General features: G+C 60.7%; 12 protein-coding genes. 4 read left to right on the forward strand and 8 right to left on the reverse strand.

Annotated features, from left to right (window positions below; genetic code table 11):
• Window positions 1–57: 57 nt before the first annotated feature.
• The 3 genes from ACKPCU_RS08895 to ACKPCU_RS08905 all read right to left on the reverse strand — a co-directional run bounded on the left by ACKPCU_RS08895 (window position 58) and on the right by ACKPCU_RS08905 (window position 3,389).
• Window positions 58–2,013 carry a bifunctional diguanylate cyclase/phosphodiesterase gene (locus tag ACKPCU_RS08895; protein WP_321351507.1) on the reverse strand — a complete coding sequence of 652 codons (1,956 nt, stop codon included), beginning with the start codon at window positions 2,011–2,013 and terminating at the stop codon, window positions 58–60.
• 17 nt (window positions 2,014–2,030) lie between these two features.
• A complete protein-coding gene (locus ACKPCU_RS08900; protein WP_407651841.1) occupies window positions 2,031–2,699 on the reverse strand; it encodes a transglutaminase-like cysteine peptidase in 669 nt (222 codons plus the stop codon).
• Between the two features lie 102 nt (window positions 2,700–2,801).
• On the reverse strand, window positions 2,802–3,389 hold the full coding sequence (locus ACKPCU_RS08905; protein ID WP_104738158.1) for a YecA/YgfB family protein: 588 nt from the start codon (window positions 3,387–3,389) through the stop codon (window positions 2,802–2,804).
• 120 nt (window positions 3,390–3,509) lie between these two features.
• Between ACKPCU_RS08905 and recQ the strand changes: the two genes are divergently transcribed.
• On the forward strand, window positions 3,510–5,639 hold the full coding sequence (gene recQ, locus ACKPCU_RS08910) for a DNA helicase RecQ (protein ID WP_321351510.1): 2,130 nt from the start codon (window positions 3,510–3,512) through the stop codon (window positions 5,637–5,639).
• 11 nt (window positions 5,640–5,650) lie between these two features.
• Here the strand turns inward: recQ and ACKPCU_RS08915 are convergent, their stop codons facing one another.
• Window positions 5,651–7,828, reverse strand: coding sequence for a patatin-like phospholipase family protein (locus ACKPCU_RS08915; RefSeq protein ID WP_321351512.1), 2,178 nt, complete (start codon window positions 7,826–7,828; stop codon window positions 5,651–5,653).
• Between the two features lie 162 nt (window positions 7,829–7,990).
• Between ACKPCU_RS08915 and ACKPCU_RS08920 the strand changes: the two genes are divergently transcribed.
• Complete coding sequence (locus tag ACKPCU_RS08920) at window positions 7,991–8,809, forward strand: UDP-2,3-diacylglucosamine diphosphatase (protein ID WP_321351514.1); 819 nt, start codon at window positions 7,991–7,993, stop codon at window positions 8,807–8,809.
• A gap of 6 nt (window positions 8,810–8,815) precedes the next feature.
• Here ACKPCU_RS08920 and ACKPCU_RS08925 read toward each other — a convergent pair whose 3' ends face one another.
• The 3 genes from ACKPCU_RS08925 to ACKPCU_RS08935 form a co-directional block, all read right to left on the reverse strand.
• The gene (locus ACKPCU_RS08925; protein WP_321351516.1) at window positions 8,816–10,195 is read right to left on the reverse strand and encodes an adenylate/guanylate cyclase domain-containing protein; all 1,380 of its coding nucleotides are present in this window, start codon (window positions 10,193–10,195) and stop codon (window positions 8,816–8,818) included.
• A gap of 110 nt (window positions 10,196–10,305) precedes the next feature.
• Window positions 10,306–10,875: an HD domain-containing protein gene (locus ACKPCU_RS08930; protein ID WP_104738163.1), complete on the reverse strand. Its 570-nt coding sequence runs from the start codon at window positions 10,873–10,875 to the stop codon at window positions 10,306–10,308.
• A 106-nt stretch (window positions 10,876–10,981) separates the two neighbouring features.
• On the reverse strand, window positions 10,982–11,308 hold the full coding sequence (locus ACKPCU_RS08935) for an Mpo1-like protein (protein ID WP_321351804.1): 327 nt from the start codon (window positions 11,306–11,308) through the stop codon (window positions 10,982–10,984).
• A 205-nt stretch (window positions 11,309–11,513) separates the two neighbouring features.
• Between ACKPCU_RS08935 and ACKPCU_RS08940 the strand changes: the two genes are divergently transcribed.
• Window positions 11,514–12,545, forward strand: a complete 1,032-nt coding sequence (locus ACKPCU_RS08940) for an AraC family transcriptional regulator (protein ID WP_104738165.1) — start codon at window positions 11,514–11,516, stop codon at window positions 12,543–12,545.
• A 5-nt stretch (window positions 12,546–12,550) separates the two neighbouring features.
• Window positions 12,551–13,117: a nitroreductase family protein gene (locus tag ACKPCU_RS08945; RefSeq protein ID WP_321351519.1), complete on the forward strand. Its 567-nt coding sequence runs from the start codon at window positions 12,551–12,553 to the stop codon at window positions 13,115–13,117.
• Between the two features lies 1 nt (window position 13,118).
• Here the strand turns inward: ACKPCU_RS08945 and ACKPCU_RS08950 are convergent, their stop codons facing one another.
• On the reverse strand, window positions 13,119–14,450 hold the full coding sequence (locus ACKPCU_RS08950; protein ID WP_321351522.1) for a HAMP domain-containing sensor histidine kinase: 1,332 nt from the start codon (window positions 14,448–14,450) through the stop codon (window positions 13,119–13,121).
• Between the last annotated feature and the right edge of the window lie 5 nt (window positions 14,451–14,455).

Consider the following 14,455-nt stretch of genomic DNA (forward strand, 5'->3'; position numbering starts at 1 on the left):
CTGCCGATGCCTGTGAGGGCAAAGGCAAGGCGCTTTGGCCCGCCAGCGGGGTTGAGGCTAAGTGTTACCCTCGGTTTTCCACTCGCCGGGCTCAGCTAATGCCCGGCCCTGCATGGCTTCAATCCCTGCCGCCTTCAGCGCAGCAATCTCTCCCTGGCTCTGCACCTGCTCGGCAACCAGCAGTAGGTCAATGCGCTGCGCGGTGCGTACCAGGGCTTCCAGATAGAGGTGCTTGTCGCTTTCGGTGTCCAGATCGCGAATGAAGCTGCTCTCGATTTTCAGGTAACTTAGACCAATCAGCGCGAGTTCGCCGATCAGGCTGAGCTGGCGACCGAAATGCTGCAAGCCCAATTGCACTGACAGCGGGCGCAGATCCTGAGCAAGGCTGGCGAGGTCGTCGCAGTTTTGCAGGTAGCGCGCGTCGACTTCCAGGGTCAGGTGGGCAGCCTCGTTACGGTGCTGCTCGAGCAGTTGGCGAATTTGCTTGCGGTTCTCGGCGCTGTGCAGGGTGTCATTGGTGATGCTGAGAGCCAGCGGGCCCGGGTGACGTTGCAAGTGAGACAGCGCCAGCCCGACCATGCAGCGGTCAAAGGCGGCTGAAAGCCCAAGGCGCTCGACCCAAGGCAGGAACTGACCGGCCATCATCAGTTGGCCATCTGCGCTGCGCATCCGCACCAGCAGCTTCTGGTGCAGAAGCTGTTTGAGGTCAGCTCCTTGCAACACCGGCTGAAAGTGCAGCGTGAACTGAAAGTCCTTGAGGGCTTGTTCCAGCAGGCTGCGCCATTCGTGCGCATTGTTGAGCGTCTGGTCATCTTCGCTGGCGGGTCTGTAGCCGGGTTTGATACTGGTGCCGCTGAGGCTGGATTCGGTCATTGCCTGATCAACGCGTCCAAGCAATTGCTTGCTATCGTCACCGATGCGGTACCCGGCTATGCCGAACTCCAGCGGCTGCTGCTCGTGCAGTTCTGTCAGTGCTTCCAGGGCTGCGGTCTGAATGGCGAGTTGCTCGGTCACCGCCTGCACGCTTTCGAGGTTGCTGCCGGGCGCAAGGATCAGGAACTCGCCGCCCCGCGAGCGGCAGCACAGCCAGCTTGGGTGGGCCTCCTGCAGCGCCTTGAGCTGAGTGCCAATGCTTTTTAGCAGCGCGTCGGTCCGGGCGCCGCCAAGCTGCTGGTTGATCTTGTTGAGGTCGCTGATCCGCAGGCCCAGCAGGTGGCCTTCCAGGCTCTCGGTGGAGGTGAGGGCTGCGGCCAGCGTGTGGTCGAACGACAATCGGTTTGGCAGGTCAGTCAATGCATCATGGTATGCCTGTCGGCGATAGTGCTCAGTTTGGGCTGCTTCCTCTTCAAACAGCGTTTTCAGCTTGCCGACCATCTGGTTCATTGCCATGACTACGTGCTTGAGTTCAGGCGTGCGTGGAATACGCGGCAGGGTGCGGTATTCGCGACGGGTGATGGCTTCGGCCTGGTCGGCCATCGACATCAGGGGCATCAGTTGGCGTTTCAGCAGCAGGGCGCCAAGCAGGGCGCTGAACAGACCACAGACTACCAGCCAGGCTAGCGTGCCCAGGGCGCTGTCCCAGAGTTTGTTCAGGGCGAACTGTGGATGGCTGACGACTTCAACGCGGGCAAATTGCTGCCAGCCGTTCATGATAATGGCATCCCCGGTTTGCTCCTGCAGATTGACCAGCCTGACGAACCATTCCGGTGCCTTGGTCTCATCAAGGCTGCGAACCCGCTCGACGATGACCTGGCCATCGCTGACCGCATAGACGCGGATTCGGGCAAAGTAGCCGCTGTCAAAGATCGAGCTCACCATCAGCTCAATCATGGCTGGATCCTGCACGTGGGGCGTGAGGGACAAACCGAGCGCCGTTGCTGCGTCCTGCGCGTGCGAGCGTAGCTGAGTCTGCAGCTGATTGCGTGAGCTCTCCAGGCTGACCAGAAAGCTGCCGCTGAAGGCGATCAGCAGGAACAGGCAGATGGCGAGGATGAGCTGTTTGACCAGTGACATGGTTGGTTCCTCTTTACTCAGGGTAGCGCGAGGTCATCGAAGCCCTCGTTCTGCATCTTTTTCAGCAGGTCCTGCCAGCGTGAAAGCTGCTTGGCCGAGCCGGTTTGGCTGTTGCCACGGCCAGCCAGCCACAGGCCTTCCGCGTTGAAACTGTAAACTGGCAGCAGGTCGTTGCGGTGTGAGGCAGGCAGGATGCGGTCGGTCAGATTGTCGAGCACCAGCGGTTCGCTGTCGGGCGTTGCATAGTACGTCAGCACCATATGCGCCTGGTTCAGTTCGAGCGCCTTGACGTAGGTCAGGCGCAACTGGTCGTTGGGGATGCCGGCGCGGCGCAGGCTGAAGTATTTGGCGATAGAGTAGTCTTCACAGTCGGCGGCACCCTTGACCATGGACTCTGCCGGAGAGGCCCAGTAGTCGACCTCGCCCCAGATGCTGATATCGTCGCTGAAGCGCAGGCGCTGGTTGAAGAAGTCGTTGACGGCTTCCAGCTTCTGCTGGTCGTTCAGGGTCTGGCTGTCGTCCAGCAGTGTGCGCCATTCCTGCAGCCGCCACTGGGCCTGCATGTCCGGGTTGTAGAGGGTGTTGATGCGGGCGAAGATATGCTCATAGTCCCAGCCGATGGCCGATAGGGCGACCAGCAGCAGGCAGGCAGGTAGCAGGGACCATGAGCGCAAGGATATGTTCACTGTGATGGCATTCCGGCGGGATCAGCCGAGGTAATGCCACCCAGTGTAGGCAAGTGCGCGCAGTTAGTCATGCTGCCACGCGCCGCTGCCTCTGTCAGTGGATCAGGAGCGCTTCAGCAGCGCAGGACGGGGTTTCTCCTCCGGCGCGTGGAACAGCAGGAACAGCTGTGTCAGCACCTGGGGAATATGCTCTGCCATGTCCTCAACCATATCCGGGTCTTTGTCGATCTCGGCAAACTCCGGTTGATCAGCAAACAGTCCGGAGCCGACCATGACCGGCAGCAACAGCTCGCTTACCAACTCCTCATCACCGCTGAACCAGGCTTCTTCACGCAGGAATACGCCTTCCATGAAGCCGATGCACCAACTGCGCAGATCAGAGTAGTCAGGCTCGTCACCGAGGCTCAGCTCGCAGGGCAGTTCAAGATCTTCATCACTGGCCAGCTCGCGGGCGATACGTGCTTTCAGCTCCAGCAGGGTACTGACAATGGCTTGCTGCTGTTCGTCGCTTTCGTAGTTCGGGGTTTCGGCGAACAGCTCTGCCAGCATTTCATCATCAGCAACGGCTTCCGGGCTGATGGCCAACGCGGTCAGATAGCCACAGGCGGCCATGTAGTCCAGCGCTTCGTCGTGCAGGTCATCGGCGTCCAGAAAAGCTTGCAGGCGCTGGAGTTGATCATTGAAGGACATGGGACACCTCTCTTTGGTTGTCCGGGCATTTTACGCATGCCCCGGGCAATTGCCAAAGGCGTTATACTCTGCGGCCGCTGATTCTGCCCATCAACGGAATCAGATCTGGTGAGGAGACCCATGCGCGAGCAAGCACTGCAGCAACTGAAGAACGTGTTTGGCTACGGCGAGTTCCGTGGTCAGCAAGCCGACATCATTGATCAGGTCGCCTGCGGTGGCGACGCGTTGGTGTTGATGCCAACCGGTGGCGGCAAGTCGCTGTGCTATCAGGTGCCGGGTTTGCTGCGCGAGGGTTTGACGGTGGTAGTTTCACCGCTGATTGCCTTGATGGATGATCAGGTGGCGACGCTGAATGAGCTGGGCCTTAAGGCGGCAGCGCTCAACTCGACGCTGAGTGAAGATGCCCAGCGCGAGGTGGCCCGGCAGATGCGTGCCGGTGAGCTTCAGTTTCTTTATCTCGCCCCGGAGCGGCTGCTCAAACCCCGTACTCTGAATTTTCTGCAGTCGCTGCCTATTGCGCTGTTTGCGATTGACGAAGCCCACTGTGTCTCCCAATGGGGCCATGATTTTCGTCCCGAATACCTGCAGCTGGGACAGTTGGCGGAGCTGTTCCCCGGCGTGCCCCGCATGGCGCTTACCGCCACGGCGGATGAGCGTACCCGTGAGGAGATGGCTCAACGACTGAAGCTGGAGCAAGCGGCCTGTTTTGTCTCCGGTTTTGATCGCCCCAACATCTTTTACCGCATCGTGCCCAAGGACAAGCCACGTCAGCAATTGCTGGGCTTTCTGCGCGAGCACAAGGGCGATGCCGGTATTGTTTATTGCCTGTCGCGCAAGAAGGTGGAGGAAACCGCCGCCTGGCTGTGCGAGCAGGGCTGGCCGGCCTTGCCTTACCATGCTGGCTTGCCGCCGGAGCTGCGGTCAACGCACCAGAAGCGCTTCCTTAATGAGGAGGGGCTGGTGATGGTGGCGACTATCGCGTTCGGTATGGGGATCGACAAATCCAACGTGCGTTTCGTTGCCCATCTTGATCTGCCCAAGAGCGTGGAAGCCTACTATCAGGAGACTGGGCGGGCGGGGCGCGATGGTTTGGCCGCGGACGCCTGGATGGCCTACGGCCTGCAGGATGTGCTGATGCTGAACCAGATCATGGCCAGCTCGGAAGGCGATGAACGCCACAAACGGATTGAACGGCACAAGCTCGATGCCATGCTTGCGCTCTGTGAGCTGACCACCTGTCGCCGGCAGACGCTGCTGGGCTACTTTGGCGAGACGCTCGAACAGCCCTGCGGTAACTGCGACAACTGTCAGGAGCCGGTCGTGACCTGGGACGGCAGTGAGCCAGCCCGGATGGCGCTGTCGACCATCTATCGCAGCGGTCAGCGCTACGGTGTGGGTCACCTGATCGATATTCTGCTTGGGCGTGACAATGAAAAGATCCGCAGCGCCGGTCATCAGCATCTATCGACCTACGGCATTGGCAAGTCTTTGGGCGAGAACGAGTGGCGCTCGGTATTCCGCCAGTTGATTGCCCGTGCACTGGTTGAGGTGGATCTCGACGGTTATGGCAGCCTGCGCCTGAGCGAGCGGTGTCGTCCGCTGCTGCGTGGTGAGGAGAGCTTGCAGCTGCGCCGCGATGTCAGCAAGCCGGCAGCCTGGGGTAGCCGGGGCAGCAACAAGCCCGTTATTGCCGAGGCTGATCGCGCGCTTTGGGAAGCCTTGCGGACCCTGCGTAAGCAACTGGCCGATGCCCACGGTGTGCCGCCCTACGTCATCTTTACCGACAACACGTTGGTCGACATGCTACGCCAGCGGCCTGCGACCCTGCAGGATATGGCGCTGGTCAGCGGCGTCGGCTCGCACAAGTTGGAGCGCTACGGCGCTGATTTTTTGCAGGTGCTCGACGGCAACGGCTCCGCGGCACAGGCCCAGGAGCAGCGCGATGCCCACGAAGCGATTGCGCTGGTGCGCGCCGGCATGAGCGCAGAGCAGGCGGCGGTTCAGCTTGGTCAGCCACTGCGAAAGGTCTACGGCCAACTGGCGCAGGCGATTACCACCGGCAACCTGACGCTGGAGCAGGCCGTTGATATCGGCCCGGTCCAGCTGGAGCGATTGCAGGACGCTTTTCTCAATCATGATGGCGACGATCTGCCGGGCGTCCGAACGCTTGCGCGTGAGCTGGACGAGCAGGTTGATGAGGGTGTACTGCATTGCATCCGAGCCGCTTTGGTACTGGAGATCAGCGGCTGAAGCGCGCGCCCTCAGAAGGTCTGACCGAGCTTCATGTACAGGGCTTCGTGCCCCTCTTCGTTGACCCCAAGGCCGAAGAATAGCGGACCAACCAGCGTATCCATGCCCAGCAGCAGGCTGCCCGCGCTGAAGTAACCGGTATCAAAGCCGGCGTCGTCGCGGTTGTATACCCGACCATATTCCAGACTTGCGCCAAGATAGAGCGGCAGGCTCAGGGTATCGAAGTAGCTGGGAGTCAATCGGCGGTAGTAGACCAGGCGGCCAAGCTGATAATTCTGGCCAGCCAGCCCATCCTGACGGAAACCGGAAAACCAGCCTGGCCCACCGAGGCTGAAGCTGCTTTGGGCTACGTTCACGTCACTGTCTGTCCGGCCGATGAAACCGCCGACCTGAAGGCTGTTTGGACCAAAGCCAAATGCCTTGTTTGCCTTGAACTCGATCTGCTGGTAGCGCTCGTCCGCGCCCAGGTCTGGCTCGGATTGACGCCAACTGAGGCGGGCTTCCTCGCCGGAGTGCGGGAAGTTCACATCGTCCAGCGTGTCGCGGTCGATTTCGATGGAGTAGAACGCTTCGTTGAAGTCGATTGATGGCAGATCAGGGTCGCCGATGCGCACCCGTGAATTTCCGCGGTAGCGCGACAGGCCGAAACGCACCTCGCCGCTGTTGGCGATCTGGCGACCCAGATTCAGGCCGGCACCATAGCGTTTCTGGCGGTAGGCAACGATCGGGTCATCGTCGTCGATCACGTCGATATTGCGCGCCTCGGCATCGATGAAGGGCGCGAGAAAGTAACGAGAGCCATAGTCCAGCGGCTGATAAAATTCGGTATACAGCTCCTGATCCGAGCCAACCTGAAGGCGCGTGAGCCATTCAGCGCCCAGCGGATTAAGGCCATTGACGCGGAAACTGGCACCGAGGTTGTACTGGCTGTCGCCCTCGAAGTCGTCCACCAGATTCAGGCCCAGGCGCAGGTAGTCAGTGCCGGTGCGGCGCCCGGCGGTATGGACCAGCAGGGTGTTGCGGCCGCTGTCATGCACGACTTCGTAGGTGACGCGGCTGAAGTAGTCGGTCCCATAGATGGTGCCCATGTCCGTCTGCAGGCGGGCGAGGTTCAACGGCTCACCAATCGGCTGGCGAATCATGCTGAGCACCACCTCGTCTGCTACCTTGCCGCTATTGTCGACCTCAATCGCATGGATGATGGCTTGGCGTTGCGGCCGGCTGCTAGCCAGGTTGCCGCCGCTGGAGCCGTCATCCGGGGCGACGAAGGCCAGCACGCCATTGGCTTCCGCGAGGCTGCGGGCACCAGCATCAATTGCTTGCTGCGTTTCGGCGAAGCTGCTGAACCCCATATTGCCAAGCGCCGGCTGCAGCAGCAGGTCGCGATCGGTCAGGGTGGCAAGCTGCTTCTCTGTGTTGGTGCGGGTGAGCAGGGTGGTCGTCTGATCCATGATGTCGAGCACCGAGGTCAACTCGCTGGCAGACTTCAGCGGAGTGCCAATATCGACCACGATGACCCGGTCAACGCCCATGGCGCGGGCGACGTCGATCGGAACGTTCTTGCTCAGTACGCCATCAACCAGCAGGCGGCCATCGACCTCAACCGGGGCGAAGAATCCGGGCAGCGCCAGGCTGGCGCGGATCGCCAGCGGGAGATGACCGTGGTCGAACACCACGGCTTCACCGGTCGCGATGTCGGTGGCTACTGCGCGGAATGGAATTGGCAGCTTGTCGAAGTCGTCGATCTCATTGGTGTGGACCAGCAGGCTTTCCAGCACCACGCCCATGTTCTGGCCCTGCATCAGGCCAAGTGGAAAACTCAGGACGCCATTGTTGAAACTCAGACGCTGTTTGACCAGAAAGTCGCGGTCGTCCTGCTTGCGTCGATAGGGAATGTCCTCCCGCCTTGGGGAGTCGCCCAAGGTGTTCTGCCAGTCCAGGCTAAGTGCCAGTTTCTCCAGTTCGTCGGCGCTGTAGCCGGATGCGTACAAACCGCCGATGACCGCGCCCATGCTGGTACCGGCAATGGCGTGGATCGGAATATTCATCTGCTCCAGTTGCTTGAGTACGCCAATGTGAGCCAGGCCCCGGGCGCCACCCCCTGACAGGACCAGGCCTGTACGCAGAGGTTCAGCCAGGGTCCAGCTGGACACAATCAGCAACAGCAGAGGCAGCAGGCGTTTGAACATGGTGTTGTTCCGGACGAGGGCGTTCGACTAAGGCTGGCCATTGTATACGAAGGTGAGCGGTTCTGCGGTGCTGTCGCGCTGTCATGTTGCTGTCATTTGGGTGACACAATCCGGTCACTGCCTGCCAGTAGCGTGAAGGCAACTTCCCGAGGAGACAGGCGCATGAACACAGCAGTGTCGTTGCCAGCGGAGCAGAAACAGCGAGTCAGAACCCTTTGGATCTCGGATTTGCACTTGGGTACCCGTGGTTGTCAGGCTGACAAGTTGGCGGCTTTCCTCAAATCTTACGAATGTGATCAGCTCTATCTGGTAGGCGACATCATCGATGGCTGGCGTCTGCGCAAGGGGATCTACTGGCCGCAGGCGCACACCAATGTGCTGCGCCGCATTCTGACCATGAGCAAGCGCGGTACACGGGTGGTGTATGTCACGGGTAACCACGATGAGTTCCTGCGGCGCTATTCCACGCTACTGCTGGGCAATATCGAGCTGGTAGATGAGGCTGTGCACCACTGTCAGGACGGGCGCCGACTGCTGGTTATTCATGGTGACCAGTTTGATGTGATTACCCGTTGTCACCGCTGGCTGGCGTTTCTGGGGGATCATGCCTACGAGTTCAGCCTGGTTCTCAATCGCTGGCTCAATCACTGGCGCAACCGCTTCGGGCTTGGCTATTGGTCGCTGTCCGGTTATCTGAAGCACCGGGTGAAAAAGGCGGTCAATTTCATCAGCGAGTTTGAGGAGGCGCTGGCACATGAGTGCAATAAGCGCGGCCTGGAAGGCGTTGTCTGCGGACACATCCACCACGCAGAAATCCGCCAAGTCAGCGGTATCGACTACCTCAACTGCGGGGACTGGGTCGAGTCCTGCACCGCGCTGATCGAGCACCAGGATGGCCGGATCGAGCTGTATCGCTGGAATGAGGCGACGGCAGCTGCCTTGCAGCCGGTCGATGACGCACTCGAGGGCAGCGTGGTCTGAGCTGCCCTAGACGATGACCTTGTCGCGCAGTTTGCGGGCGGCCTGTTCAAGCGCCTTGATGATCTGCTCTTTGTCGTAGTTGCGTACGTGGTTGGTGTCCAGATACATCGAGAATCCGGTCAACTCGTGTTCAACAAAGGTCGGTGCCGCACCCAGCTCGCGGCGCAGGCCGACTACTTCATAGATCTGTACTGGTCGAGAGAAGCCCTTGACGCTGATCTGGCCCTTGTCACGGCACATGATCAGCTCCTTCACCAGTGAATAGGTCTCGTGCGAGATCAGAATCTCGCCCGCATCGGCTGCGCCTTCGAGGCGGCTGGCTAGGTTAACTTCCCGGCCGATGATGGTGTAGTCCATGCGGGTTGCGGTGCCGAAGTTGCCAACCGTGCAGTAGCCCGTGCTCAGGCCCATGCGAATCTCCAGCGGCTTGGTTATGCCACGGCTGCGCCACTGCTGTCGTAGTACCTTCATATGCTTGCGCATGGCGATGGCCATGGATACGGCGGCTTCGGCGTCCTGTTTGGCGCCGCGGGTGTTGGGGTCACCAAAGAACACCATTACGCAGTCACCGACAAACTTGTCGATGGTGCCGCCGTATTGCAGGGCAATGCGCGACATCTCGTCCAGGTAGTTGTTCAGCAGATCGGTGAGCGCCTCGGCCTCAAGCTCTTCGGCCAGCTCGGTAAAACCGCGAATGTCTGAGAAAAATACGGTCAGCTTTTTGCGTCGGGTTTCCAGTCGTGCACTACGCTTACCGGAGAAAATCGATTCCCAAACCTGTGGTGATAGGTATTTGGAAACGTTGGCGGCGAGCCGCGCGGTTTTTTCCTGTTCACGCTGTAGCTTTTGGCGCGTTTGCTCCAGGTTGTGGCTCTGCTTGTGCACGAAGGCAGCCATGACCAAAAGGAACACGCCGCCGTTGATCAGGCTGACCAAGGCAACCAGCGGGGAACTGGCCAGCGCGATTTGCGGCTGAAAAGCGGCCGCGCCGAGCAGTGTTCCGGCGATCGTCAGCAGGCTGCCGGCAATCAGGTAGGTCGAGCCGCCGGCGATCAGACAGGCGACGCCCATCAGCAGCAAAAACATCAGGCTCGGAACTACGCTGAAGCCAATCAGAGCAATAAACGCGCCAGTGTGGAAGGCATCAAGACCAAGCAGGGCCAGGCGCGGGGAAACGGGTTTATCCTGTGGCAGCCGCCGACCAAGCACTTGCGCGAGTTGCGGGTACAGCAAGGCATAGAGAATGGTGGCGAGATAGGGCAACTGGTGACCCCGCTCGACCAGTAGGGCACTGAAGGTCAGGGCGACGCCAAGATAAGCGATGACGCGGGAATAGTAACCATCGAGCGGCGGTTTGACAGGCGTTGCGCGGGTGTCGGTGATCATGTTCAGTCAATTCCGTGGCCAGGAAAGAGCACCGAGCGGGTGTCCATGACTGAGCATGATAGGCCCTAATCCGCACGGCGGACAATGCCGTGCGGACAGGCTGATATTGACTAGAGCTTGTAGATGGAGTTGCGCGGCTTGGCGAATACGCGGCGTAGCATCGGTTCGAAGAACTCCAGCGGCTCGCTTTCGTAGTCCGGATCAAAGGCCGGCGCATCGTACTTGGCACAGAACTCGGCGGTGTACTGATACAGAGGATGATCCTTGAACTGGTCGCGCAAATGACGATCCATGCCCAGGTGATGGAAGAAGTAGTAGCCCTGGAAGATGCCGTGCTTCTCAACCATCCAGAGGTTTTCCGGGCTTACGAAGGGCTTGAGAATGGCGGCAGCAATGTCCGGGTGATTGTAGCTGCCCAGGGTGTCGCCAATATCGTGCAGCAGCGCGCACACCACATATTCTTCGTCCCGACCATCACGGTGGGCGCGGGTAGCGGTCTGAATCGAATGTTCCAGCCGGTCGATCGGGAATCCGCCGTAGTCGCCGTCGAGCAGACTCAGGTGGGCAAGGATGCGGTCGGGCAGCTTCTTGGCGAACGGACGGAAGTGTTCGGAGATGATGCTCCAGTCTTCGGCTGTTCCCTCCTGCATGGCACGGAACGTAGCGTGTTGCTCACCCATGATGGATCTCCTCTTGTTATCTGTTTTGGGGTCAGGCTACGAGGCATCATAGAGGTGATGGCTGGCACTGACTGTCGCTGTGCTGACATTCACGTGATTCACCCCCTCAGAAGCGGATGCGCCCAGTCATCGCGTCGCGCAGCATGACCCAGTCCCCCAGCAGGCTATAAAAGGGGTGGGTGAAGGTGGCCGGTTTGTTGTGTTCAAAAAAGAAGTGACCAACCCAGGCGAAACCGTAGCCGGCGACGGGCAGGGCCAGCAACCACCAGAGGTTGCCGCTGAGCAGGCTGTAGATCAGCAGTGCGATCACCATGCTGCTGCCCGCATAATGCAGCCGCCGACAGGTATCGTTGCGGTGCTCGCTGAGGTAATAGGGGTAGAATTCAGCGAAGTTGCGGAAGGGGCCGGGGGCGGAGGAAGTCGACTCGGGCATGATGGCGTCTCGGCAGGTGAGCGGAACAGTGGGCGCTGGCCTTATGGCGCGCAGAGTCAGCTTAGTCATTGCTTCTGGTCGCGGGTATGGCTCTGGCGGCCAAGTGGCGGTGCGCAGGTTTTTTCTTCCCTTCAACTTTAGTCTATGATCAGCCGCCGGACATAAAAACCAGTTCACCGGAATCAGCACACAGCAACGAGAGATCATGGAGCGCGCATCACGGACCACATCAGCAGGTTGGGTTTCGGCCATCGGTCACGCGTTGGCCGTCGACGGGCTGGATATCGCCGCATTATTTCGGGAGCTGGGTCTGGATACCGACGTGCTGACCGACCCGGATGCCCGGATCAGTCAGGACAGCATGACCCGGGTCTGGCATCTGGCGGTGGAGCGCAGCGGCAATCCGGCTATCGGACTGAATATGGCCAGGGTGCTGCGGCCGGGGCATTTCAGTGTGGTTGGCTACTCGCTGATGTCGAGTCGCAGCCTGCGTGAAGGCTTTGGTCGAGTGGTCCGCTACCAGCGGCTGATCGGTGAGTCGTCCGACATGATGATGCAGATTGAGCCGGATACCTGTCGACTGCAGTTTGCCATTCATGGTGACCGCCTGCCGGCGGCCCTGCAGAGCGTTGAGGCGGCCATGGCCTATGCGCTGGCGTTCTGCCGCTGGATGACGGCTGATCCGATAGTGCCGATCAAGGCCACCTTCGCCCGGTCGGAGCCGCAGGATGTCGCTCCCTATCGTGCGTTGTTCGAGTGCCCGCTGGAATTCGATGCGCCAGCCTATTCATTGTTAATGTCGCGGCAGTTGATGGAAGCGCCCCTGGCAACGGCCAACGACAGTCTGGCCAAGTTGCATGACCGCTTCGCCGGCGATTTTCTTGCCCGCTTCGAATCCGACCCGGTGACACACCAGACCCGTCAGGTGCTCTGCCGCCTGCTGCCTCAAGGTGAACCCAAGCGGCAAACCGTTGCCAGTGCCATGAATATGAGCACGCGTACCTTGCAGCGCCGCTTGCAGGAGGAGGGTGTCAGCTTTCAGCAACTGCTTGAGCGTACCCGGCGGGAACTGGCGTTGCAGTATCTGGGTCAACCCCAACTGACGTTGTTCGAGATTGCCTGCATGCTGGGCTTTGCCGATCCAAGCAATTTCTTTCGTGCCTTCAAACGTTGGTTCGGCCTGCCGCCGGGTCAATATCGTGAGCAGGTATTGCAAGACCAGTCCGAGGAGGAATGACACCCGTGGATGCCCTGACCCTGCTGCATGAGCGGGTTTCCGTGCCGCGCCTCGTGGGCCCTGCACCCACTGCCGAGCAGCAGCAGGCGATGTTTCGTGCTGCCCTGCGCGCGCCGGATCATGCCTATATGCGCCCTTGGCGGTTTATGGTCATCGAGGGTGAGGGGCTGGACGCCCTGGGCGAGGTGTTTGGGCAGGCCGCGCTGGCGGACACGCCGGACCTGTCAGCCGATACCCTGGCACGCTACCAGGGGTTGCCGTTGCGGGCGCCGTTGATGATTGTGGCTATCAGTCGTCATCAGGATCACCCCAAGGTGCCGGTGATTGAGCAGGATCTGGCCTGTGGTGTCGCGGTTGGCAATATGCTGCTGGCGGCACACGCGATGGGGTTGGGGGCTGTCTGGCGTACCGGCGCGCTGGCCTATCACCCGGTTGTGCGTCGCGGTCTCGCGCTGGATGAGAACGAACATATTCTGGCGTTTCTCTATGTTGGCCATCCGGCTGGTGCGCGTAAGGCAGTGCCGACGCTGGACGTCAACGAGTTCTTCAGCCGCTGGCCAGCAGAGAGCTGATTCAGCGGCGTGTCGTCGGCAGGCTGATGTCGACCCGCAGGCCACCCGCCGGATTGTGTGAGAAGGACAGGCTGCCGCCATGTCGCGCAATGGCCCGGCGGGCGATGGTGAGCCCCAGTCCGTAACCGCTGTCTGCGCTTTGGCCCGGCACCCTGACGAAGGGTTCGCTCAGCTTGTCCAGCCATTCATCCGCCACGCCCGGCCCCTGGTCGTCGATCTGAATCAGGGCCTGCGCCGCAGTGCGGCGCAGGCTGATCTGAATCTCGCCGTTGTCCGGGCTGAAGCGCACTGCATTGCGCAGCAGGTTATCGATGGCGGCGGCCAATTGGTCGGGCCAGCCATGCAGCTGTACGCCGGTTTCTCCGCTCAGTTCAAGGGCAAGATCGGCTGCGCTGAAACGGGCATCCTCCACCACCTCGGCAATCATTGCGTCGAGGTCGAATGCGGTTGCCGGTTCGCGCCGGGTGTCCAGTCGGCTGAGGGTCAGTATGCCGTCAATCAGTTGATCCAGACGGTCGCACTCGCGATCCAGGCGCTGCCACAGTGGATCATCCTGCGGCAGGTTCTGCTGGCTGCCCAGCGCCAGTCCGACGCGCAGCCGCGCTAGCGGTGAGCGCAGCTCGTGGGATACATCACGCAGCAGTTGCTGTTGGCTGTCGAGTAGCGACTGGACCTGGTCGGCCATGCTTTCGAAGCGGCGGGCCAGTTCGCCAAGCTCGTCGCGGCGAGCGGTGGTTTTTTGCAGGCTCTGAGCGTTGAACTCGCCCCTGGCGAGTGATTGGGCCGCAGCGCCCAGCTGGCCCAGCGGACGGGTCAGATAGCGGCTAAGCAGCAGGCTCAGTAGGGCCAGCACCACGACCGCCAGGCCGATATTGAGCAGCAGGGTGAATGGCGTACGCTGGCTGCGCCACAACGTTGGCGCAGGAACGTGGAGGGCGATGATGTAGCTGGCGTGATCAGTGCTCCAGGCCAACTGAAACAGGCGGCCATGCCCGGGTGGCTGCGGTGGTGGCTCCGGCCGTGCTGGTGACGGCTCGACTTGAAAGCGCGGCAGGCGCGTCAGAGTGCCCGGTAGCAAGCTGTCGCCGGCGGCATCAAACAGGCGGGCACGCAGGCGGCTTTCACGGCGTTGTTGCTCGAGCCACTGTTGGGCTGCGGTCGGGCCGTCCTGCTCGTATACGGTTGCGAGCTGCGCGGCAAAGTCGCGCAGCTCGGGGTTCAACTGCAGTAGCAACCAATCCTGTTGCAGCGCGCGGCTGACCAGAAAGCCTGAGCCGCCGACCAGCAAGGTCGCGAGCCAGAGTACGGCAAATACTTTCCAGAACAGGCGCATGCGGC

Origin of the sequence: Halopseudomonas oceani (assembly GCF_963677335.1) — a bacterium.
Classification (GTDB): Bacteria; Pseudomonadota; Gammaproteobacteria; order Pseudomonadales; family Pseudomonadaceae; genus Halopseudomonas; species Halopseudomonas oceani.

Coding starts and splice junctions, on each gene's coding strand:
- ACKPCU_RS08895 (WP_321351507.1), bottom strand. CDS start 2,013: ATGTCACTGGTCAAACAGCTCATCCTCGCCATCTGCCTGTTCCTGCTG.
- ACKPCU_RS08905 (WP_104738158.1), bottom strand. CDS start 3,389: ATGTCCTTCAATGATCAACTCCAGCGCCTGCAAGCTTTTCTGGACGCC.
- recQ (WP_321351510.1), top strand. CDS start 3,510: ATGCGCGAGCAAGCACTGCAGCAACTGAAGAACGTGTTTGGCTACGGC.
- ACKPCU_RS08915 (WP_321351512.1), bottom strand. CDS start 7,828: ATGTTCAAACGCCTGCTGCCTCTGCTGTTGCTGATTGTGTCCAGCTGG.
- ACKPCU_RS08920 (WP_321351514.1), top strand. CDS start 7,991: ATGAACACAGCAGTGTCGTTGCCAGCGGAGCAGAAACAGCGAGTCAGA.
- ACKPCU_RS08925 (WP_321351516.1), bottom strand. CDS start 10,195: ATGATCACCGACACCCGCGCAACGCCTGTCAAACCGCCGCTCGATGGT.
- ACKPCU_RS08930 (WP_104738163.1), bottom strand. CDS start 10,875: ATGGGTGAGCAACACGCTACGTTCCGTGCCATGCAGGAGGGAACAGCC.
- ACKPCU_RS08935 (WP_321351804.1), bottom strand. CDS start 11,308: ATGCCCGAGTCGACTTCCTCCGCCCCCGGCCCCTTCCGCAACTTCGCT.
- ACKPCU_RS08940 (WP_104738165.1), top strand. CDS start 11,514: ATGGAGCGCGCATCACGGACCACATCAGCAGGTTGGGTTTCGGCCATC.
- ACKPCU_RS08950 (WP_321351522.1), bottom strand. CDS start 14,450: ATGCGCCTGTTCTGGAAAGTATTTGCCGTACTCTGGCTCGCGACCTTG.